The following is a 21967-nucleotide window of genomic DNA, read 5'->3' on the forward strand; positions in this document are numbered from 1 at the left end:
TGTCAGCCGCGTTTCGCTCTTAAAAATGCGAACCACTAGCAATTGCTTATGTCGAACGCCCCATGGATGCGCGTCGCAGCGCTCGGCGAGCGCTCTCTACCAGATGGCGTAGGGATACGGGACCGGCCAGGATGGCCGAAATTGAATAGCGTCATTTGCCATTCGATCTTGTTATAGGGGGAACTACTTAGAAGAAATGCCCTCGCCGTAGGCGCGCCGGCAATAGGCCCGGATCAGGTCCAGAAAGCGGGACTGGGTCGGGGTCGGGCGCCAATCGGAGCGATAGGTGAAGCCGATCGCCCGCGTGGAATCGGGCAACGGCACCGGCATGGACGCCAAAAGCCCCTGCTCGCGTTCGATCTCGAATTGGTTCTCCGACATGATGGTCAGATAATCCCGGCGCATCATCAGCCCACGCGCCAGCACCAGCGAACTCGACACGATCCTGACTGGCGTCTGCGGCTGGTCCTCGATCTTCAGCTTCTGAAACAGATAGGCGCCGGACGGCGTATCCTTCGGCGGCGCGATCCACGGAAAAGCCAGTGTATCGGCAATGGTTGGCGCAGAGGCGCGGGTCAGCGGATGGCTGGCATTTCCCACGATCACGAGCTGATCGTGAAACAGGACCTCCTGAGAGATATCGCCCACTGGCGGCGGATCGCGCAGCGCGCCGATCAAAAAGTCGAGCTCGCCATGACGCAGATCGCGCAGCAGCGCTTGATAGGGTCCATCGACACACCGGATCTGCAACCCCGGCCCGCTGGAAACCAGCAGCTCGTCGATTGCCGTCGGCAGGATCGACGTCCGTGACAACGGCAGCGAGCCGATCCAGATCCGAGTGGAATCCCGGCCCTGAAAGGCGCTGATCTCGTAATGCGCCTGACGCAATTCGGCGGCCGCGAGGCGGACATGATGGGCAAAGGCCTTGGCCGAGGGCGTCAGCGTCACCCCCCGGCGCGAGGGCTCGAAGAAGGGCGTGCCGGCCAAACTCTCCAGCTCGCGCGCCGCGCGATGCACCGCCGGCTGCGTCGCCCCCAACTCATAGGCCGCCTGACTGTAGCTGCCCGCCCGCGCGATCGCGACAAGCGCATGCAGTTGCGGCGGCGTCACCTGCTTATGAAACTCGCGCGCACCGACCGCCGGCGACGTCCTGGGTGCCCGTCTGAGGGCAAGCTGCGCGCCGAGCTTCAAATGCTCGATCACGCGGGCGATGCGCCGATCGAAGATCTCGCCGACCTCGCTCAGATACATGCCGTCCGGCCGGCGCTCGAACAGCGGCGCGCCGATGTCGCGTTCGAGTTTCGCAATAGCCTGCGTAATCGCAGGCTGAGAAAGATGGACCCGCTCCGACGCCAGCCCGATCCGCCTGGTCTCCGCCACCTCCCGAAACGCAATCAGATGGCGGATGTTGGGAAACCTGGTTTCGATGACGTCCTCCCCTCGATTTCACACATCTATAACAAATCCAAATGGCTCCGGCCAAGCTTCGAAATGGTGCCGGCGTCCCGGCGCGCCTTAATGGAGACAACAAGGCTTCTCGGTTCGCCGCCCCTCGTGGCGCGAGCGAAGAAAGCCGAGCTTAAGGGCATGGAGAAACGTCCATGGATCGAGACTATCTGCCGTTTGACCCGAACCCGAGCCGGCCGCGCTACCGCCCGCCGGCGGGCGCCGTGGACGCCCATTGCCACGTGTTCGGCCCGGCGGAACGGTTTCCATATGCGCCGGAGCGCAAGTACACCCCATGCGACGCGCCGAAGGAGACGCTGTTCGCCCGGCGCGATGCCCTGGGGTTTGCGCGCAACGTCATCGTGCAGGCCTCCTGCCACGGCACCGACAACGCCGCACTTCTGGACGCGCTCAACACCGCCGGCGAGCGAGCGCGCGGGGTGGCAGTAGTCGATCCGTCAGCCGTCAGCGACGCGGAGCTTGCCGCGATGGATGCCGCCGGCGTGCGGGGCGTGCGGTTCAATTTCGTGAAGCGCCTGGTCGATGCGACGCCAATAGATGCCTCGCGGGCGTTGGCAGACCGGATTGCGCCGCTTGGCTGGCATGTGGTGGTCTATTTCGAGGCTCCGGACCTTGCCGAACTGACCCCATTTCTGACCACCCTGCCGACCCCGGTCGTGGTCGACCATATGGGCCGCCCGGACGTGGCGAAAGGCATCGAAGATCCGGATTTCCAGCGCTTTGTCGCCTTGCTCGCCGACAACCCGCATATCTGGACCAAGGTAAGCTGTCCGGAGCGGCTCACGGTCGCGGGACCACCCTATGACGATGTGGTTCCGTTCGCCCGGATGCTGGTCGAGCGCTTTCCCGATCGCGTGCTCTGGGGCACCGACTGGCCGCACCCGAACATGAAATCGCACATGCCCGACGATGGGCAGCTCGTGGACGTTATTCCGAGGATCGCCCCCATCGAGGCGCTGCAGACCGCTCTGCTGGTGGAAAACCCGATGCGCCTCTACTGGGCCTCGAAAACATAAATCGTCTGCCCCCGCCCGCTTCGCGGGAAGCGGACAACGCGAAATGGCTAGCCTGCATATGCGAAAGGCCAAGCAAGATTACAATTTAAGATTAAACATCACCGGGAGACTTCTCATGGAGATGATATCCGCCGACCCCCACCACATCGAGGGAACCACGATCTTCGATGGCGAGCAGGCCATGAAGGGATATGCCCTCAATAAGATGTGCTACTCGTTTAATTCAGCGGACGCGCGCGCCGAATACTTGGCCGATCCTGAAGCCTACATGGCAAAATTCGGCCTCAACGAAAGCCAGAAGCGCGCCTGCCGCAACAAGAACGTCCTGGAAATGATCGACGCCGGCGGGAACATCTACTATCTCGCCAAATTTGCCGGCATCTTCAACCTTGACGTTCAGGATGTCGGCGCCCAGCAGACCGGCATGACCAAGGAAGAATTCAAAGAAAAACTGAGACGCGCGGGAGACTGACGATGGCACAGATCATCGGTGGATTGACGAGTTCGCATATTCCGGCAGTCGGAAATGCCATCCAGAAAAAGCTGTTCGACGACCCGTATTGGAAGCCCTTTTTCGACGGTTATCCGCCGATCCGCGAATGGCTGGCCGATCACAAGCCGGACGTCGCGATCAACATCTACAACGATCACGGCCTGGGCTTCTTTCTGGACAAGATGCCGACCTTCGCGATTGGGGCCGCGCACGAGTACCATAACGAGGACGAAGGCTGGGGCATCCCCAAGCTGCCGCCCTTTCCGGGCGACCCGAAGCTGAGTTGGCACATCATCGAGAGCATGGTCGAGCAGGAGTTCGACATCACCTCGTGCCAGGAGCTGGTGGTCGATCACGGCTTCGTGGTGCCGATGCAGCTCTTCTGGCCCGGCGCACCGAACAATCCGGACATGCCGCGGGTGGTACCGATCAGCGCCAACACGGTGCAGCATCCGATCCCGACCCTGAAGCGGGCACTGGATTTCGGCAAGGCGCTGCGCAAGGCGCTGCTCAGCTATCCGGAGGACATCAAAATCGTGGTGCTGGGCACCGGCGGGCTGTCACACCAGTTGGACGGCCAGCGAGCGGGCTTCATCAACAAGGAGTTCGACCAGATGTGCCTGGATAAGATCGTCACCGCTCCGGAAGAGCTCACCAAGATCAGCCGGATGGAGCTGGTGGAAAAAGCCGGCGCGCAGGGCACCGAGTTTCTGATGTGGATGATGATGCGCGGCACGCTCGGCGACCATGTGACGCCGGTGCACAAGCACTATCACATCCCGATCTCCAACACCGGTGCCGGCACCATGATGCTGGAGTGCGCGGCCTGATCCCGGAAGATATGAAAGCCGTGCAAGAAGCGGGACCCATTCGGTCCCGCTTTCCTATAATGTCTCAGCGCTGCAGCTTTCGGCGGCGGACCTTTTCGGTACAGCGCTCATAGCGCGATCCCGCCCCAAGATCGGGCTCGGCTCCAGAGTGGCCCAATTACACGCCACTCATTCTATGGAAAGCTCAACGGGGCCAACACCGAACATCGCGGTGGCGATGGCTTCCCGGCCCCGCGACCCGTTTCGCCGCGCAATCTCACGCAATCTTCCCCCGAAAACTGACGGGCTGCGCTTCTCTTTGACGCCGTTCGGCACACGGGGCTTGCATCCGAGCCCCGATCGCTGCAACTTGCGCTCCCCCGAAGCGGCCCCGCTTTGGGCCGGTCGTTCCTCCAATCGGCGGCCGGTCTCCTTTTCGACAACACCAGCCTCGGACGTCTCAAGGCCATGCGTGCGACACTGGAACGGGCTCATCTTTTGAAATCCCTGACCCACGTGCATCGCGTGGTCGAACGGCGCAACACGATCCCGATTCTGTCGAACGTCTTGATCCGTACCGATGGCAGTGCGCTGAACCTGAAGGCCACGGACCTCGACATCGAGGTGACCGAGCAGGTGCCGGCGATGGTGGAGCAGACCGGCTCCACGACGGTGCCCGCGCACATGCTGCACGACATCGTGCGCAAGCTGCCGGAAGGGGCGCAGATCGTCCTAGAGACCAACAGCGATGGCGCCACGCTGACCTTGTCCGCCGGCCGCTCGCGCTTTGCGCTCCAGATCCTGCCGGAATCGGATTTTCCCGACATCACCGCCGGCACCTTCAGCCATGCCTTCAAGCTCAAGGCCGGCGATCTGAAGCGGCTGATCGACCGGACCCAGTTCGCGATCTCGACCGAAGAGACCCGCTACTATCTGAACGGCATCTACGTGCACACCGTCGACAGCCCGGACGGCACGATGCTGCGCGCGGTCGCGACCGACGGCCACCGGCTCGCCCAGGCGGAGATCCCGGCGCCGGAAGGGGCTGCCGGCATTCCGGGCGTGATCGTGCCGCGCAAGACGGTCGGCGAGATCCAGCGCTTGATCGAAGATCCGGAAGAGACCGTCGCGCTGGAACTCTCCGACGCGAAGATCCGCTTCACCTTCGAGCACGTGGTGCTGACCTCCAAGCTGATCGACGGCACCTTCCCGGACTATGTCCGCGTCATTCCGCAGAACAACGACAAGCTTCTGCATGTCGACCGCCAGGAGTTCTCCAGCGCTGTCGACCGCGTTTCCACCGTATCGAGCGAGCGTGGCCGGGCCGTGAAGCTGTCGCTGCAGCCGGGCAAGCTGACGCTTTCCGTCAACAACCCGGATTCCGGCAGCGCGACGGAAGAGCTGGTCGTCGAATATGACGCCGATCCGCTCGATATCGGCTTCAACTCGCGCTATCTGCTGGATATCGCAAGCCAGCTCGAGACCGAGACCGCCGAGTTCAAGCTCTCCGATCCGGGCTCGCCGACCTTGGTCCACGACATCGGCGAAAGCCGGACGCTCTACGTCCTGATGCCGATGCGGGTGTGACGGCGGAGCCATCCGCCATGGCGTCCGCGACCGACCCTTCCGTTTCCAGGGTCGCGGTTACGGCGCTGACTCTGACCGACTTCCGCAACTACGCCCAGCTTTCCGTGCGCTTCGACGGGCGCTCCGTCGTGCTCGTCGGCGCCAACGGATCCGGCAAGACCAACCTCCTGGAAGCGCTCTCCTTCCTGTCGCCCGGCCGCGGTCTCAGACGGGCGACCTATGACGCCGTCGCCCGGACCGGCGGTGCCGGCGGCTGGACGGTGCACGCCGTTCTCGACACCGACGACGGATCGGTCTCGATCGGGACCGGAACCGCCCCCGACGGCACAGGACCGCGCAGCCGACGGATCCGCATCGACGGCGAAGACGCGCCGACCTCGGATGCGCTCTTGACCCATCTGGACGTACTTTGGCTGACGCCCGCGATGGATGGCCTCTTCACCGGGCCCGCCGGCGATCGGCGCCGCTTTCTCGATCGGCTGGTGATGGCGCTCGACGCGGGACACGGACGGCGTGTGTCAGCCTATGAAAAGGCCGTGCGCCATCGCAATCGCCTCCTGGACGAGCCCGGCGCCGACGCTGCCTGGCTCGACGCAATTGAAAGCGAAATTGCCCGCCATGGCGCCGAGATCGTGGTTGCCCGCCGGCATCTGGTCGAGCGCTTCCAGGTCGCGATCGCTGCGGTGCCGGCCGATCCCGCAGCCTTTCCCCACGCATGGATCGCGCTCGAAGGGGACTTGGAAGCGCGCGCCGGCCCCGATGTTGCGCCGGACGCCCTAGAGGCACCGTTTCGCGACCTCTTGCGGGAAGGGCGACCGCGCGACCGCGCCGCCGGGCGAACGCTCACCGGGCCGCATCGGGCCGATCTGGTCGTAACCCACGCGGAGAAGGAGATGCCGGCCGCGCTTGCCTCCACCGGCGAGCAGAAAGCGCTCCTGATCGGGCTCGTGCTCGCCCATGCCGAACTGGTGGCGACCGCGAACGCCCGGGCACCGGTTCTGCTTCTCGACGAGATCGCCGCCCATCTCGATCCCGGCCGGCGCGGGGCCCTGTTCGACCGGCTCGACCGGCTCGGCGGCCAGACCTTCATGACCGGCACCGACCCGATCCTGTTCGAAGCGATTGGCGACCGCGCCCAGATCTTCCGCGTCAGCGACGGTCGGCTGCAACCGTCATGACGAGCCGGAAAAGGGATCACTTGATCCTCAACAGGCCCGAGACGAGGATACGTCCATGAATTTTGCCAGCGACAATTGGGCCGGCGTGAGCCCGAAGGTGGCCGCCGCGCTCTCCGAGGCCGCCGACGGCCTCGCCCCGGCCTATGGCTTCGACGACCTCACCCAAGCGGCCGAGGCCAAGATCGCGGAGACGTTCGAGACGGATGTGGCGGTCTTCTTCGTCGCGACCGGAACCGCCGCCAACGCCCTGTCGCTTGCCGCAGCGTCGGGACCCGGGGCGATCGGCTTCTGCCACGCCGACGCCCATATCGCGATCGACGAGGGTGGCGCGCCGGCCTTTCTCGGCCGAGGCCTCACGCTGACCACGCTCTCCGGTGCAAACGGCAAGATCGATACGGACGCTCTGGACCGCGCGCTCTCCTTCTATCCCGCCGGCTCCTTCCAGCGCGGCACCCCGCGCGTCGTCAGCCTCTCTCAGGCAAGCGAGGCGGGAACCGCCTACACTGCAGACGAGGTTGCGGCGATCGCCGACATCGCCCGGAGGCGGGACATGACGGTCCACATGGACGGCGCACGCTTTGCCAATGCCGTCGCCCACCTGGGCTGCACGCCGGCGGAGATCACCTGGAAGGCCGGGGTCGATCTCCTGTCGTTCGGCCTGACCAAAACCGGCGCCTGGTGTGCCGAGGCGATCGTCGTGTTCGACCGCTCCAAGGCACCCGACGTCGCCGCCCACCGCAAGCAGGCCGGCCATCTCTTTTCCAAGAGCCGGTTCATTTCCGCCCAAATGCTCGCGATGCTGGACGGCGACCATTGGTTGGAACTCGCCGGACGGGCCAATGGTGCCGCCGGACGCCTTGCCGCCGGACTCGAGCGGTCGAAGAACGCTCGCCTTGCCTGGCCGTGCCAGTCGAACGAGGTGTTCGCCCATATCGCCGCCGCGCGGCTCGCCCGGCTTCAGGACGAAGGTGCTCGCATCTATCCCTGGGAGGTGCGCGGCGCGCCGGAAAGCGAAGCTTCGCGGCCCGGCGAAACCCGCGTGCGCATGATCACAAACTTCGCCACCCCCGATCGCGAGATCGACGCCTTCCTCGACGCACTCGACCGCGACTGACGCGACCGCCCCCCAAGATCGCCATTGGATTTGCGCGGAAGTAAGGCGCGTTTGGTTGCACCTGCGACAATCAGCACGGTCCACCCGCATTGATTCCAATGATCCGACCGGGACATACGCCAGGATACCCCGTCACGCGCGGTGGACCGCATAAGCCCCGCGACCGGGGGCCCCGTTTGAGTAGCAACGTAGAAGTCGAGGACAGTGTCGCATGGTTCATGAGCGCGTGCGTCGGAGTGACCTTCTGGACCGCATCGTCTCCGCGGAGGAGGCCGCGCGCCTGATCCGCGACGGCATGACCGTCGGCATGAGCGGGTTCACCCGCGCCGGCGAGGCGAAGGCCGTGCCGCTGGCGCTTGCCGAGCGGGCCAAGGCCGAGCCTTTGAAGATCACGCTGATCACCGGCGCCTCGCTGGGCAACGATCTCGACAAGACGCTTGCGGAGGCCCATGCGCTGTCGCGCCGGATGCCGTTCCAGTCGGACCGATATCTGCGCAAGGAGATCAACGACGGCGAGGTCATGTTCATCGACCAGCACCTGTCGGAGACGGTCGAACTGCTACGCAGTCGCCAGATCGGACCGGTCGATGTCGCCGTGGTCGAAGCGGTCGCCATCACCGAACAAGGCGGCATCGTCCCGACCACCTCGGTCGGCAATTCCGCGAGCTTCGCCATCCTCGCCGACAAGGTGATCGTGGAGATCAACACGTCCCAGCCCGACATCCTGGAAGGGCTGCACGACATCTACATCCCGACCCACCGGCCGACCCGAATGCCTATCCCGGTGGTGGCGCCGGAGAGCCGGGTCGGGCTGCCCTTCATCTCCATCGATCCCGACAAGATCGCGGCGATCGTGATCACCCACAAGCTGGACTCGTCCTCGACCGTGCTGCCGCCGGACGCCGAGACCCGCTCGATCGCAGGCCACCTGTCCGAATTTCTCCTCAACGAGGTGAAACAGGGCCGACTGACCCATGCGCTGCAGCCGCTTCAGGCCGGCATCGGCACGATCGCCAACGCCGTGATGCACGGCTTCATCGACACGCCGTTCCACAGCCTGAAAATGTATTCCGAGGTGTTGCAGGATTCGACTTTCGACCTGTTCGACGCCGGCAAGCTGGATTTCGCCTCCGGCTCCTCCATCACGCTATCGGAGGAAAAATACCGGGAGGTCCTGCCGCTGCTTCCCAGCTACAAGTCGCGGCTGATCCTGCGGCCGCAGGAAATCAGCAACCACCCGGAAGTGATCCGCCGCCTCGGCATCATCGGCATCAACACCGCCTTGGAGTTCGATCTCTACGGCAACGTCAACTCCACCCATGTGGGTGGCACCCACATGATGAACGGGATCGGCGGCTCCGGCGATTTTGCCCGAAACGGCTACCTCTCGATCTTCGTGACCAAGTCGATTGCCAAGGGCGGCGCCATCTCCAGCGTGGTGCCCATGGTCAGCCACGTCGACCATACCGAGCACGACGTGGACATTCTGATCACCGAGGTGGGACTGGCCGACCTGCGCGGCCTGGCCCCGCGCGAACGCGCCGCCACGGTCATCGCGAACTGCGTGCATCCGTCCTATCGCGACCTGCTGTCCGACTATTATCGCCGCGCCGTCGCCCGGGGTGGACATACGCCGCATGTCATCGAAGAGGCGCTCTCCTGGCATGCGGCCCTGCGCGAGACCGGCAGCATGATGGATGCGGGCGCGCGATGATGGCGGGGGGCGAGACCTTGCCCTGGATTACTCGAAGCCGCCTCAGTAGGCGTTCTCACGCTTGAAGAGCACCACGAACGGCGTGATCGCGAGGATATAGAGGTCGAAGCTGATGGACCAGTTGTCGACATATTCGAGATCGTAGCGCACCCGCATCTGGAGCTTTTCGGTGCTGTCGGCCTCGCCGCGCCAACCGTTCACCTGGGCCCATCCGGTCACGCCCGGCTTGACCCGGTAGCGCTGCATGTAGTTCTGCACGCTGCGCTCGAACGGCGTGTCATCCACCAGGGTGCCGATCGCATGCGGGCGGGGGCCGACCAGGGACATGTCCCCTTTCAGGACGTTGTAGAACTGCGGAAGCTCGTCGAGGCTGGTGCGCCGGAGAAAACGCCCCACCCGGGTGACGCGCGGATCGTCGCGCGCGGTCTGTTGTTCCCCCAGCGTATCGGCCATATCGGAGCGCATGGAGCGGAACTTGAAGATCATGAAGGTTTCGCCGTTGAAGCCCGCCCGCGGCTGGCGAAACAGAGCCGGGCCCGGACTATCGAGACGCACGGCAAGCGCGATGGCTGCGATGATCGGAGACAAGAGCACCAGGAGCAGCGCCGACAAGACCTTGTCTTCGAGGACCTTCGCCACCCCGGCCCAACCGAACATCGGCTGATCGAGCAGCCGCGGTAGAGGGAGCCCGGCCAGCGAATAGGAGTTGCGCTGAAAGATACGCCACATGATCAGGTCGGGCGCGAGCAGCACCAGGACGGGATAACGGTCCAACTGTTCGGAAATGTGCATCAGGCGGTCGGCCGCGTTGAGCGGCAGCGCCAGGATCACCGTGTCGATCTCGCCGGCGGCAACCTTGCCCACCATCTCGTCGAGCCCGCCAAGCCGGGCGAGGCCGTCGAATTCCTCCGGCACCCGGTCGCCGCGCTCGTCGAAAAAGCCGATTACGCGCAAGCCCGGATCGGACGAGGCCTGCAGGTAGCGCATCATCTGCTTTCCCTGATCGCCTGCCCCGAAGATCGCGGCGCGGCGCACCAGCCAGCCATGGCGCATAATCCGGCGGACAGCGATGGCCGTCGCAATTCGCACCGCGATCAGCACGACCCAGGTCGCGACCGCCCAGGACACCACCCAGATGCGCGAATAGGTCTCCGATTCCTTCAGCACGAAGGCGATCGTGGCCATGACCGCCACGCTCGACACCAGCGCAAGCGTAATCTGCAAAATGGTGCGCGGGCGGAGACGATAGGGCTGATCGGTATAGACCTTGTTCAACCACAAGAACCAGCAGCCGACGGCCGCACCGAGCAGGACAGCCATCGCATATTCGGAGCTATTGCCATGGCCCCTGCCGGGATAGACCAGAAAGATCAAGAGTCCCGTAACCGCCACGGCAAAAAAGTCGGCAACACGGAGCAGTTCCGCGATATGCTGCAAGCGAAGGGGGAACTGTTTCATCGGTCACTGATCTTCCGGACTTCGGGCAAGCCGATTTCCTCGCTCCGGTTCGTCGCCGAAGCGAAGAAAACGGCAACGGCATAGCCGCGATCGAAGTTCATAGCAGCCTATGGAAAGCCCACCCCTTCGGCGCGCGCGAACCGAATTGCCCCTCGTTTATCGCAGCCGATTATCAACTATTCCGACAATATTAGGGATTCGTTATCGCCACACGTGAAATTTACGTTCGCGTAAGGCATGGGTTGCTTTGCGCCACCGACATCGCAATCTCAACAGGGTCCATCCGCCGGACATGACCTCAAGCGCCGAAACCGACGAAGTCCCAGACGTCTCCAACCTTGAACTGGTGAAGCGGTTCGCCGGGCATCTCTCGGCGCAGCGCCGGCGGGAATTCATCGGCCTGGCGCTGCTGTCTTTCGTCGGAGCGATCTCCGAACTCGTGACGCTCGGGGCCGTGCTGCCCTTTCTCGCCGTCCTGTTCGACGCGCAGTCCACCGCGAGTTCCGGGGCCAGTGCGGCGATCGAGAACCTGCTTCCCGCCGCGGTAATGCAATCGCCGGATGCGCTTTATTGGGTCAGCGGAATTTTGATTGCCGTCGTGCTGACCGCCTCGCTGTTACGATGCGTGATGTACTGGGTTCTTTTCAAGTACGTCTTCGCCATGGCGCACGATTTCAGCATCGACATCTATCGGAAAGCGCTATACCAGCCCTATACTTACCATCTGAACAAGAATTCCGGTGACATCCTGGCGATCACCAACACCGTCCAGGTACTGCTCTACTATGTACTGCTACCGGCCTTCGAAGCCGTGATGGCGGCGTTCGTGGCCGTGTTCATCGTCGCCGGGCTGCTGGTGATCGATGCCGGCAGCGCGATCATCGCCGGCACCTCCTTCGTGGTGGTCTATGTCGCCATCACCCGGGTGGTGCGCCCGCTGCTCGCTCGCAACAGCCAGAAGATTTCCAAAGCCCAGATCGACCGCGTCCGCCACATCCAGGAAGGCCTGGGCGACATCCGCAACATTCTCCTGGAAGGCAGCCAGGAGGTCTACGCCTCCAAGTTCGGCGTCGTGGAAGGCGTGCTCCGCACCTCCCAGGCTGTCAATATGAGCTATTCGCTGCTGCCGCGCTTTGCCGTGGAAGGGCTCGGAATCTCCATTATCGTGCTCCTCACCCTCGTGCTCAGCCAGACCAGCACATCGCTGGTCGCGGCATTGCCGGGCCTTGGGGCGTTGGCGCTGGGCGCCCAGCGGCTGTTGCCGCTGATCCAGAAAGTCTATCTGGGCTGGAGCCAGGCGACCGGCAGCCGCCAGGTTCTGTTGGAAGTGCTCGGGCTGTTGGACCAGAAGATTCCGCCGGAATATCTCCCCGGCGCGAGCTCCGAACCAATGCCGTTCACCTCCGAGATCCGTTTCGACCACGTCTCGTTCCGTTACGCGGACGATCAGGACCTGGTGCTGAGCGACATCGACCTCACCGTCCGCAAGGGCGCGCGGGTCGGGATCGTCGGCAAGACCGGGTCGGGCAAAAGCACCTTGATGGACCTGATGATGGGGCTCATCCAGCCGACCGAGGGGAGCCTTCTAGTCGATAGTGCCGCCCTTTCCCGCGACAATCGCCGCTCCTGGCAAACGCAGATCTCCCACGTTCCGCAATCCATGTTCCTCGTCGACGGCACGATTGCTGAGAATATCGCGCTCGGCGAGGCCAACGCGGCGATCGACCCGGACCGCGTGCGACAGGCCGCGCATCAGGCCCAGATCGCCGACCAGATCGAAAAGCTTCCCGAAGGCTACGAGACCGTCGTCGGCGAGCGCGGCGTCCGGATTTCCGGCGGCCAGCGCCAGCGCATCGGCATTGCCCGCGCCCTCTATAAGGAAGGCAGCGTGCTGGTGTTCGACGAAGCAACCAGCGCGCTCGATCCGCAAACCGAGCGCGACGTGCTCGCCGCCATCGATGCGCTTGGTCGCGACACCTACACCATGTTCTTCATCGGGCATCAGGCCTCATCGATGGTGCTGTGCGACTATATCATCGAGCTGGAATCGGGACGGATCGTCGCCCGGACGGAGCGGCAATGAGGACGGCCCCGGCCGCGTCGGATGACCCGCCTTCGGGGCAATGAGCGGAAGAGTGGCATGGTCGCCATCAGCCTCGTCGTCATCACCTATGCGCGCGCCGACATGCTGCGGGCCTGCCTGAAGAGCTGCATCCGGCAGACTACCGACTTGGACGGTGGTGTCGAGATCGTCGTGGTCGACAACAATCCGGCCGGCACCGCCCGGCCGATCGTCGACGAGATCGCGTCACGGGCGCCGGTGCCGGTCCGCTATGTCCACGAACCGACGCCGGGGATCCCGAACGCACGCAATGCCGGAATTGCCGCCACCGAAGGCCCGATCCTCGGCTTCGTCGACGACGACCAAACGCTTGCCGAGGACTGGCTGGCGCTCATGACCCGCCGGTTCGGAAGCGATCCGGTCGACTGCCTGTTCTCCAATGTCGAGCCGGTGTTTTCCGAACCCGGCCTTCAGCCGCCGCCGGCGATTGCGGGTGCCTACCGACGCCGGCTCGGCGACCGTGGTTCCGGCGGGGCGTTGTTGCGTCGGGCGACCTGCTTTGTCGACACCACCCCGTTCGATCCGCGCACCATGCACACCGGCGGCGAGGACACGGAGTTCTTCGCCCGCCTCGACCAGCTCGGGCGGACTTTCGGCTGGTGCATGGAGGCGATCGCCTATGAGCACGTCCCGAGCGGCCGGCTGAAGCTGTCCGTCGTGATGCAGCGACAGTTCGCCGGTGGTCAGCATTTCGCCGAAAGCCGGGTGCGCCACAGCGCGTACCCGATCGCGACCGCCGCAAAAATCCTCGCGAAAGCGGTGATGCAATCGGGCGGGCTGGCCGTTGCCGCCCTCGTCTCTCCGCTCCTCGGGCGCGACCGGCGCTGCTATGTGCTGATCCGGCTTTCCGGCGCCCTCGGCAAGCTGCTCTGGCCGCTCCGCCTGGAGCTGCGCCGCCGATCGACGGTGACCGCCCCATGACGACCGTTTCCGTCATCGTGCCCACGCTCCGGCGCCCGGACCGGCTGGTGCGGGCGATCCGCTCGCTTCTCGATCAGGCTCTGCCGGTCGGCGTCGTTCTGGAGATTGTGGTCGTCGACAACGCCCCGGAGGGCGGCAGCGAAGCCGTGCTCGCCAGCCTCTGCGATCCCGGCGCCCACCATCTGCGTGTCGTCCACGAGCCTCGCCTCGGCGTCGCGACCGCGCGCAATGCCGGTCTCGCGGCGGCGACTGGCGACCTCGTCGGCTTTTTGGACGACGACTGCACCGCCGCCCCTGACTGGCTCGCCACCCGGATCGCATGTCTGGAGGCGACCGAGGCCGATGCGGCGTTCGGACCGCGCCTGGCGCATCTGGAGAGGGTGCCTGAGCGCGACGCCGACTGGTTCGTCACCCGATTTTCTCAGGATCTCGGCTTCAATGACGGCAGCCCTGTCGAGGGCCTGTGCGACTATCTCCCGCTTCCGGGCTCGCTCTATCGGCGCGCGCGCTGCTTCCCGGAGGCCGACACCTTCGATCAACGGCTCGACCAGACCGGCGGCGAGGACATCTTGATGTTCAAGCGCCTCGCCGCCGCCGGCCGGCGCCTGGTCTGGTGCGACGAGGCGCCGGTGATCGAACATGTCCCTGCGACGCGCCTCACCCATGCCTATGTCTGGCGCCGGCGCTATGCCGACGGCCGGGTGCGTTGCCTGGTGCCGTCGCTGCTTAAGCCGCCGCACCGCCGCGAAATCGCCATCCAGATGGCAAAGGGGCTCGCCCAACTCGCCCTTGCCGGACCGATCGCTCTTGCCGGCCGCGTGACGGGCGCTTGGCCCAACGAACCCACAGCGATCGCCATGAGCGGTCTCGGCAAGCTCACCTGGTGGCGCGGCACCGGCCCCCGCCTCTACGGCGCGGGGCATGTCGGGTGATGGGACCCGCCGGATTTTAAGTCTTCTCCATCCATTCCAACGACGTCTGCCCCGAACTCCGGCCGTCGCCGGAGTGAGCGGCATGCAAAGTCACCGGTTCGTCTGGCAACGCTCAGTGCGCGGCCGCCCAAGTGCCGGCAGCCTTGGCTTCCACTTCCAACGGAACCGACAGCACCACCGCCGGGGCGCTTGCGTCCTGCATCACGGAGCGGATCAGCGGAATGGTCTCGTCCACCTGATCGTCGGGCACCTCGAAGATGAGTTCGTCGTGCACCTGGAGCAGCATGCCGGCATCGAGCTTGGCCTTGGCAAGCGCCGGCTCCACCCGGATCATGGCGCGGCGAATGATGTCGGCGGCCGACCCCTGGATCGGCGCGTTGATCGCCGCGCGCTCATAGAAGGCGCGCATGGACGGGTTCTTGGTATCGATCTCCGGATAGTGCGCTTTGCGGCCGAAAATCGTGGTGACGTAGCCGTGCTCGCGCACGAACGTCTTGGTGGCGTCCATATAGTCGCGAATGCCGGGAAAGCGCTCGAAATAGCGCTTGATGTACTCGCTCGCCTCGCCGCGCGCGATGCCAAGCTGGTTGGCGAGACCGAACGCCGAGATGCCGTAGATGATGCCGAAATTGATGGCCTTGGCGCGGCGGCGGATCATCGGATCCATGCCTTCCACCGGCACCCCGAACATCTCGCTCGCCGTCAGCGCGTGAATGTCCAGCCCGTCGGCGAAAGCCTGCTTGAGCTGGGCGATGTCGGCGATGTGGGCCAGCACGCGCAGCTCGATCTGGCTGTAGTCGGCCGCAACCAGCTTGGTGCCGGGGGCGGCGACGAAGGCGGAGCGGATCTCGCGCCCGGTCTCTGTGCGGATCGGGATGTTCTGCAGGTTCGGCTCCGAGGAGGCGAGCCGGCCGGTGGTGGTCGAGGCCATCGCGAACGAGGTGTGGACGCGCCCGGTCTCGGCGTTGATGTAGCCCGGGAGCGCGTCGGTATAGGTCGATTTCAGCTTCGACCACTGCCGCCACTCCAGGATCTTGGCCGGCAGTTCATGGCCTTCCGCCGCCAGGTCCTCCAGCGCCTGGGCCCCAGTGGCCCAGGCCCCGGTCTTCGTCTTCTTGCCGCCAGGCAGACCCATCTTGTCGAACAGGATCTCGCCAAGCTGCTTCGGCGAGCCGACATTGAACGGCTCGCCGGCGAGCTCCTGAATCTCCGCCTCGACGGCTCCCATCTTCTGGGCAAAGTCGCCGGAAAGCCGCGACAATACCTGCCGGTCGATGGACACGCCACGCCGCTCCATGCGTGCCAGCACCTCCACCAGCGGCCGTTCCAGCGTGGCGTAGATGGTCGCGACCTGTTCCGCAGCGAGGCGGGGCTTCAGCACCCGCCAGAGCCGCAGCGTCACGTCGGCATCCTCGGCGGCGTATTCCGTCGCCTTGTCCAGCGGCACCCGATCGAAGGTGATCTGGGCTTTGCCCGCCCCGCACACCTCCTTGTAGGGGATCGGCGTGTGGCCCAGCCAGCGCTTGGAAAGCTCGTCCATGCCGTGCGCCGTGACCCCGGCATCGACGGCATAGGAGATCAGCATGGTGTCGTCGAACGGCGCCACCTCGATGCCGCAGCGCACCAGCACCAGCCAGTCATACTTCATGTGCTGGGCGATCTTGAGGACCGACGGATCTTCCAGAAGCGGCTTCAGCCGGGCAATCGCCTCGCCGTAGGGGATCTGTCCCTCCAACAGCGCACCGTCGTCGAACAAGGTCGTCTCGCCGGACTTGTGGCCGAGCGGGATGTAGCAGGCCTTGCCGGGCGCAGTGGCGAGCGAGACGCCGACCAGGTCACATGCCATCGCCGAAAGCGAGGTGGTCTCGGTGTCGACGGCAACCACGCCCACTTCGCGCGCCTCGGCGATCCAGCGGTCGAGATCTTCCAGCGTCTGAACCGTCTCGTAGCCGGACCGGTCGACCGGGGTGGCGACCGCCTCCGCCGCCCGCGCGGTGGCGAGCGCAGCGGGTGACGGCTCGGAGGATCCCTCGCCCGCCGCAGCCGGCGCACCTTCCGGTTCGGCGACGGGCGCCGTGGTGGTTGGCGCGATGCCGTCGGGCAGGCCCGCGAAGGCAGCGTCGGCCTCGATCGCCCCCGCCTCCATGTCGTAGACCTCGGCCACCCGGCGCGTGATGGTGGTAAACTCCATCGCCTTCAGGAAGCCGATCAGCTGCTTGGGATCGGGATCGTGGACGGCGACATCGGCAAGCGGCACCCGCACGTCGACATCGTCCACCAGCTTCACGAGCTGGCGGGAGATGCGGGCAAGTTCGGCGTTCTCGATCAGGTTCTGGCGGCGCTTGGGCTGCTTGATCTCCTCCGCCCGCGCCAGGAGCTCGTCGAGCGAACCATATTCGGCGATGAGCTGGGCGGCGGTCTTCTTGCCGATCCCCGGCACGCCGGGCACGTTGTCGGTGGAATCGCCGGCAAGCGCCTGTACGTCGACCACCCTCTCCGGCGGCACGCCGAAATAATCCTCCACCTCGGCCACACCGATGCGCCGCTCGGGTCGATAGGATCCGCGGCTGCGCTCGCCGGACGCCGGGTCGTACATCGCCACCTTGTCGCCGACGAGCTGCATCAAGTCCTTGTCGGCGGAGATGATCAGCACGTCGGCGCCGGCCGCCTCGGCCTGGCGGGCGTAGGTCGCGATCAGATCGTCCGCCTCGTAGCGCTCCTGCTCGATCGGGATCATGCCGAACGCCGTCACCGCTTCGCGCATCAGCGGAAACTGGGGAACCAGGTCCTCCGGCGGCTCAGGCCGGTGCGCCTTGTACTCCGGATAGATCTCGCGGCGGAACGACTCCTCCGACTTATCGAAGATGATGGCGAGATGGGTCGGCTTGATGTCGACGGCGCCGTCGCGGATGAACTGGAACAGCTTGTTGCAGAACAGGCGGACAGCACCGGTCGGCAGCCCATCGGAGCGGTAGTTGTACTTGCGGTCCTGGTTCATGGACTGGAAATAAGCACGGAACACGAACGACGAGCCGTCGACGAGAAAAACGTGGTCGCCGGGTCCCGGCGGACGCGCGGAAATCGGAGACGGCGTGGTGTTGGCGGTCGCCATATCGTTGAAAGCCTTCCGGGACTGAGGTGGGCGCTGTCGCGACGGGATTCGCACCTGCCGAGCTATCGTCTTTTACCCCCCCTTAAAATGCCACATCTAGCCTCCAAACGCGTGATCGCGATGATCTGGGCTGACCGAATCGGTCACGATCGCGCGTGTCTTGAGAGTGGGATGAGGATCGCGGATACCGGTTTTCCGCCCGAATCCCGCTATCAGTTGGAGCATTTCCCGTTCAGATCGGTTCGATCTGAACGAAAGGATTTGCTCAAGTTATTGAATCTGGAGCCGTTTCCGACCGGGTATAGCCACCTGATCGGAACAGGCGCTAGTGGAACTGATCACGCTGGTGGGGCTTGCCCGATCGGGCCAAAACCCGCCGTGATCTAGGAGAACCCGTCTACCATGACATCGCGCCGGCCGCCCGAAGGCCGCCCCCAGCGTCGCAAACAGGCGACGACCGGCAAGACGCTCGACCTACACCCGATCCGCTCCGAAGCGGCCGGCAATGGACGCCGCCGCGCAGCGCCGGATGCGGAGCCGAGACCAACCCGCGCGCCGACCCAGAAGCAGACGAACCGCGCGGCCGAAAGCCGTGCCGGCGCCGGAAGCGGAAGCGGTAACACCGGCAGCAACCGACGCGGCGGCTCGGGGCGCGGCGCCGGCGGCAACGGCGGTGGTGGACGACGTCCTCGCAAGAAGCGCGGCCTTTTGCGCCGGCTGGTCGGCTGGACCACGTTCGTCGCCTTCTGGGGCCTGATCGCGCTTGCCGGCGTGTTCGCCTATTATGCTGCCACCTTGCCGCCGACGTCGGAATGGGCGGTTCCCGAGCGCCCGCCGAACGTGAAGATCGTGTCGGAGCGCGGCGAGTTGATCGCCAACCGAGGCGATACCGGCGGCGAGGCCGTCACCCTATCGGAAATGTCGACATATCTGCCCGAAGCGGTGATCGCGATCGAGGATCGCCGCTTCCGCGACCATTACGGCATCGATCCGATCGGTCTCGTGCGTGCCGCGGTCTCCAATTTGAGGGCGGGCGGTGTGGTCGCCGGCGGCTCCACGCTGACCCAGCAGCTTGCCAAGAACCTGTTCCTGACGCCTGAGCGCACCATCGAGCGCAAGATGCAGGAAGTGGTGATGTCGCTGTGGCTGGAGACGCAATACTCCAAGGACGAGATCCTGGAGATGTATCTGAACCGCGTTTATCTGGGTGCCGGCGCCTATGGCGTCGACGCGGCAGCCCATCGCTATTTCGATACCTCCGCGCGCAACCTGAACCTTGCCCAATCTGCCATGATCGCGGGGCTTCTGAAGGCCCCCTCGCGTTACGCGCCCACGAGCAACCCCAAGGCAGCCGCCGACCGCGCCTCCGTGGTGCTGCAGGCCATGGCCGAAGAAGGCTACATCACCGAGATCGAGGCGAAGATCGCGAGTGCGAACCCGGCGCAGGTGGTGAACCGCGCCACCTCGCCGAGCGCCGGCTACGTCGCCGATTGGGTCGCCGACGTGCTGCCGGGTTTCGTGGGTTCGGTGGACGAGGACATCGTGGTGGAAACGACGATCGACCTCGGCCTGCAGGAGATGGCTCAAAAGGCGCTGCAAAAGAAGCTGAACGAGGAAGGCGAGAAGCTTGGCGCCGGCCAGGGCGCGATCGTCGTCTTGGACGGCGGCGGTGCGGTGAAGGCCCTCGTGGGCGGGCGCGACTACGCCAAGAGCCAATACAATCGGGCAACCGTCGCCAAGCGTCAGCCCGGATCGTCGTTCAAGCCGTTCGTCTACCTGACCGCGATGGAGCAGGGCTACACGCCCCAGACGGTGATGGTCGACGAGCCGGTCCAGATCGGCAATTGGTCGCCGGAAAACTATAACCGCAAGCACTACGGCCCCGTCACTCTGACGCGTGGCCTCGCCTTCTCGCTCAACACCATCGCCGCCAAGCTTGCCGCCGCCGTCGGGCCGGAAAATGTGGTGCGCACCGCGCATCGGCTCGGGATTCATTCCGAGCTGGACCCGAACGCCTCGATCGCGCTCGGCACATCGGAAGTCACGCTCCTGGAGCTAACCGCGGCTTACGTGCCGTTCTCCAATGGCGGCTACGGCGTGGTGCCGCACGTCATCAAGACAATCACGACCAGCGACGGCAAGGTACTCTACAAGCGCTCCGGTTCCGGACCGGGCCGGGTGATCCAGGAAACCCAGGTCGGCCAGATGAACGCCATGCTGTCGGCAGCGCTCACCTCCGGCACCGCTCAGCGCGCCCAGATCGAAGGCTGGCCGGCGGCCGGCAAGACGGGAACCAGCCAGAACTGGCGCGACGCCTGGTTCGTCGGCTACACGGCCTACTTCACGGCCGGCGTCTGGATCGGCAACGACGACAACTCGCCCACCAAGCGCGCCACCGGCGGCCACGCGCCGGCGGAGCTGTGGCGCAGCGTGATGACTCAGGTGCATGAGGGAATGGCGGTCGCCGACCTGCCCGGGGCTCAGGCGGGCGGCGAAGTGCCGATGGCGAGCGCCAGCGTTCCCGTCGACGGCCCGAACCCGGGCGCCTACCCGGCCCGCGGCCAGCCGTCGTCCGGCGCCAGGAACCAGAACGCGAACCATGGCGCCTGGGAGCCCCCGGAGCGCAATGTCGGAACCGGCTTCTTCAAGCGCCTGTTCGGAGGGTAGCAGTCCCGTACGGATCGGATCAGGGACCGCCTACCACTGCGGCCCGCGAGCGCGGATTTTGCGCGACAGGAGATAAATCGCCAGCGCACCGACGCCGCAGACGCTGAGGAACAGCGCCATCGGCCAGGCACTGTCGCTCAGGATCGCGCCGAGCGCGGAGCCGACAATGGCGGCAAACACCATCTGAGAAAAGCCGAGCAACGACGAGGCGGCGCCGGCGCGGGTGGCGAAGGGCATCAACGCGGCCGCCATGCCCTGAGGCAGGGCCTGGCCGATGCCGGCCATATAGATCGCCTGCGGGATCGCGATCGCGACAGGGTTGTGCCAACCCAGGGCCAGCGCCACCACCATAGAGACACCGCCGATCGCCAGGAAGCTGCAGCCGACCCCGAGCGCGCGGGCAAGCCCGAGCCGTTGCATGAGGCGCTGCCCGATGATGGTCCCCGACACATAGGCAAGCGCGATCGCGCCAAACACCAGGCCGAACGCCAGGCTGCTCAACCCGAACACGTTCTGCAGGATGAAGGGGCCACCGGAAATGAACGTGAAAATGCCGGCATAGCCGAAACAGACGATCGCCACGTAGACGCGGTAGGAAGGCTGGGCAATCACCGGGCCGAAGCCCCAGACGAAGCTTTTGGGAGTGAGCTTTTCCGGAACCCGCTCCTTCAGCGTCTCCGGTAGCTTGAGGGCGACCATGGTGAACAGGCCGACCCCCAGCGCAAGAATCGCGAAGAACGGACCGCGCCACCCGAACGCGATATCCAACACACCACCGATCGAGGGAGCCACCGCCGGCATCAGCCCCATGATGGTGCCCATCCGCGACAGTTCGGTGCCGGCCCTGCGCCCCTCATAAAGATCGCGGACGATCGAGCGCGACAGAACGACCGGGCCTGCGGCCCCGCAAGCCTGAAAAAAGCGCGCGACGATCATGACCTCGACGGACGGCGAGAGCGCGCAGGCGAGCGTTGCCAGCGAATAGACCGTCAGCCCGACCAGAAGCACCGGCTTGCGGCCGTAGCGATCGGAAAAGGGTCCGTAAAGGATCTGGGCGATCGCGAAGCCGACCAGGAAGGACGACAGCGTAAGCTGCACCGTGGCAACCGGCGCATTCAGATGAACCGCGATTGCCGGCAGCGACGGCAGATAGGTGTCGGTGGCGAGCGGCCCGACAGCTTGCAGCGTGGCGAGCAGTGCGGTCAGGGCAAGAGTGCCGGCCCTTAGCATGGCGAGAGGGCCCGACGGCAGCGCGACCTCACCTCTCCGGTCACCGGCATGCCTAGATCCGCTCTCGACTTCACGGACTCACAGGCCGGCTCGAACTCATCGTTTTGAGGCATTTCCGGACGGTGAACCGGTTTCAGCTTCGCCCGG

16 protein-coding genes are annotated in these 21967 nt (G+C 65.1%); 12 read left to right on the forward strand and 4 right to left on the reverse strand.

Going from position 1 to position 21967, the window contains the following annotated elements:
• Positions 1 to 183: 183 nt before the first annotated feature.
• Entirely contained in the window at positions 184 to 1428 is a 1245-nt protein-coding gene (locus HNS03_RS16415; protein ID WP_367196934.1) for a LysR family transcriptional regulator, read from the reverse strand.
• Positions 1429 to 1601: 173 nt separating this feature from the next.
• On the opposite strand from HNS03_RS16415, the gene HNS03_RS16420 reads away from it, so the two are divergent.
• From HNS03_RS16420 to HNS03_RS16450, 7 genes are all read left to right on the forward strand, one after another.
• Complete coding sequence (locus tag HNS03_RS16420; RefSeq protein ID WP_367196803.1) at positions 1602 to 2483, forward strand: amidohydrolase family protein; 882 nt, start codon at positions 1602 to 1604, stop codon at positions 2481 to 2483.
• Between the two features lie 121 nt (positions 2484 to 2604).
• Positions 2605 to 2955 (forward strand): protocatechuate 4,5-dioxygenase subunit alpha, encoded by a 351-nt coding sequence (locus tag HNS03_RS16425; RefSeq protein ID WP_367196936.1) that lies wholly within the window; start codon positions 2605 to 2607, stop codon positions 2953 to 2955.
• A gap of 2 nt (positions 2956 to 2957) precedes the next feature.
• On the forward strand, positions 2958 to 3806 hold the full coding sequence (locus HNS03_RS16430; protein ID WP_367196805.1) for a class III extradiol dioxygenase family protein: 849 nt from the start codon (positions 2958 to 2960) through the stop codon (positions 3804 to 3806).
• A gap of 447 nt (positions 3807 to 4253) precedes the next feature.
• Positions 4254 to 5372, forward strand: coding sequence for a DNA polymerase III subunit beta (gene dnaN, locus HNS03_RS16435; protein ID WP_367196806.1), 1119 nt, complete (start codon positions 4254 to 4256; stop codon positions 5370 to 5372).
• A gap of 17 nt (positions 5373 to 5389) precedes the next feature.
• Positions 5390 to 6550 carry a DNA replication/repair protein RecF gene (gene recF / locus HNS03_RS16440; protein WP_367196808.1) on the forward strand — a complete coding sequence of 387 codons (1161 nt, stop codon included), beginning with the start codon at positions 5390 to 5392 and terminating at the stop codon, positions 6548 to 6550.
• 55 nt (positions 6551 to 6605) lie between these two features.
• Positions 6606 to 7664: a low specificity L-threonine aldolase gene (locus HNS03_RS16445; protein ID WP_367196810.1), complete on the forward strand. Its 1059-nt coding sequence runs from the start codon at positions 6606 to 6608 to the stop codon at positions 7662 to 7664.
• A 211-nt stretch (positions 7665 to 7875) separates the two neighbouring features.
• Entirely contained in the window at positions 7876 to 9378 is a 1503-nt protein-coding gene (locus HNS03_RS16450) for an acetyl-CoA hydrolase/transferase family protein (protein WP_367196811.1), read from the forward strand.
• Positions 9379 to 9420: 42 nt separating this feature from the next.
• Here HNS03_RS16450 and HNS03_RS16455 read toward each other — a convergent pair whose 3' ends face one another.
• On the reverse strand, positions 9421 to 10770 hold the full coding sequence (locus HNS03_RS16455) for an undecaprenyl-phosphate glucose phosphotransferase (protein ID WP_367196937.1): 1350 nt from the start codon (positions 10768 to 10770) through the stop codon (positions 9421 to 9423).
• On the opposite strand from HNS03_RS16455, the gene HNS03_RS16460 reads away from it, so the two are divergent.
• From HNS03_RS16460 to HNS03_RS16475, 4 genes are all read left to right on the forward strand, one after another.
• Entirely contained in the window at positions 10720 to 10920 is a 201-nt protein-coding gene (locus HNS03_RS16460) for a hypothetical protein (protein ID WP_367196946.1), read from the forward strand. The genes HNS03_RS16455 and HNS03_RS16460 overlap by 51 nt on opposite strands.
• A 208-nt stretch (positions 10921 to 11128) precedes the next feature.
• Entirely contained in the window at positions 11129 to 12919 is a 1791-nt protein-coding gene (locus HNS03_RS16465) for an ABC transporter ATP-binding protein (RefSeq protein WP_367196813.1), read from the forward strand.
• A 57-nt stretch (positions 12920 to 12976) separates the two neighbouring features.
• Positions 12977 to 13879 (forward strand): glycosyltransferase family 2 protein, encoded by a 903-nt coding sequence (locus HNS03_RS16470; protein ID WP_367196815.1) that lies wholly within the window; start codon positions 12977 to 12979, stop codon positions 13877 to 13879.
• Positions 13876 to 14811, forward strand: a complete 936-nt coding sequence (locus HNS03_RS16475) for a glycosyltransferase family 2 protein (RefSeq protein ID WP_367196816.1) — start codon at positions 13876 to 13878, stop codon at positions 14809 to 14811. The genes HNS03_RS16470 and HNS03_RS16475 overlap by 4 nt, the downstream gene beginning before the upstream one ends.
• Before the next feature lie 112 nt (positions 14812 to 14923).
• Here HNS03_RS16475 and polA read toward each other — a convergent pair whose 3' ends face one another.
• Positions 14924 to 17923 carry a DNA polymerase I gene (gene polA / locus HNS03_RS16480; protein ID WP_367196818.1) on the reverse strand — a complete coding sequence of 1000 codons (3000 nt, stop codon included), beginning with the start codon at positions 17921 to 17923 and terminating at the stop codon, positions 14924 to 14926.
• Positions 17924 to 18325: 402 nt separating this feature from the next.
• Between polA and HNS03_RS16485 the strand changes: the two genes are divergently transcribed.
• Complete coding sequence (locus tag HNS03_RS16485) at positions 18326 to 20590, forward strand: transglycosylase domain-containing protein (protein ID WP_367196820.1); 2265 nt, start codon at positions 18326 to 18328, stop codon at positions 20588 to 20590.
• Between the two features lie 30 nt (positions 20591 to 20620).
• Here HNS03_RS16485 and HNS03_RS16490 read toward each other — a convergent pair whose 3' ends face one another.
• The gene (locus HNS03_RS16490; protein WP_367196821.1) at positions 20621 to 21820 is read right to left on the reverse strand and encodes a multidrug effflux MFS transporter; all 1200 of its coding nucleotides are present in this window, start codon (positions 21818 to 21820) and stop codon (positions 20621 to 20623) included.
• Between the last annotated feature and the right edge of the window lie 147 nt (positions 21821 to 21967).

The sequence above is a fragment of the Amorphus sp. 3PC139-8 genome, from assembly GCF_040750475.1.
Lineage (GTDB): Bacteria > Pseudomonadota > Alphaproteobacteria > Rhizobiales > Amorphaceae > Amorphus.

Excerpts from the sequence above, each read along its gene's own strand:
- recF (WP_367196808.1), top strand. The coding sequence starts at position 5,390 with ATGGCGTCCGCGACCGACCCTTCCGTTTCCAGGGTCGCGGTTACGGCG.
- dnaN (WP_367196806.1), top strand. The coding sequence starts at position 4,254 with ATGCGTGCGACACTGGAACGGGCTCATCTTTTGAAATCCCTGACCCAC.
- HNS03_RS16445 (WP_367196810.1), top strand. The coding sequence starts at position 6,606 with ATGAATTTTGCCAGCGACAATTGGGCCGGCGTGAGCCCGAAGGTGGCC.
- polA (WP_367196818.1), bottom strand. The coding sequence starts at position 17,923 with ATGGCGACCGCCAACACCACGCCGTCTCCGATTTCCGCGCGTCCGCCG.
- HNS03_RS16475 (WP_367196816.1), top strand. The coding sequence starts at position 13,876 with ATGACGACCGTTTCCGTCATCGTGCCCACGCTCCGGCGCCCGGACCGG.
- HNS03_RS16465 (WP_367196813.1), top strand. The coding sequence starts at position 11,129 with ATGACCTCAAGCGCCGAAACCGACGAAGTCCCAGACGTCTCCAACCTT.
- HNS03_RS16420 (WP_367196803.1), top strand. The coding sequence starts at position 1,602 with ATGGATCGAGACTATCTGCCGTTTGACCCGAACCCGAGCCGGCCGCGC.
- HNS03_RS16425 (WP_367196936.1), top strand. The coding sequence starts at position 2,605 with ATGATATCCGCCGACCCCCACCACATCGAGGGAACCACGATCTTCGAT.
- HNS03_RS16460 (WP_367196946.1), top strand. The coding sequence starts at position 10,720 with ATGGCCCCTGCCGGGATAGACCAGAAAGATCAAGAGTCCCGTAACCGC.
- HNS03_RS16430 (WP_367196805.1), top strand. The coding sequence starts at position 2,958 with ATGGCACAGATCATCGGTGGATTGACGAGTTCGCATATTCCGGCAGTC.
- HNS03_RS16470 (WP_367196815.1), top strand. The coding sequence starts at position 12,977 with ATGGTCGCCATCAGCCTCGTCGTCATCACCTATGCGCGCGCCGACATG.
- HNS03_RS16490 (WP_367196821.1), bottom strand. The coding sequence starts at position 21,820 with ATGCTAAGGGCCGGCACTCTTGCCCTGACCGCACTGCTCGCCACGCTG.
- HNS03_RS16485 (WP_367196820.1), top strand. The coding sequence starts at position 18,326 with ATGACATCGCGCCGGCCGCCCGAAGGCCGCCCCCAGCGTCGCAAACAG.
- HNS03_RS16450 (WP_367196811.1), top strand. The coding sequence starts at position 7,876 with ATGGTTCATGAGCGCGTGCGTCGGAGTGACCTTCTGGACCGCATCGTC.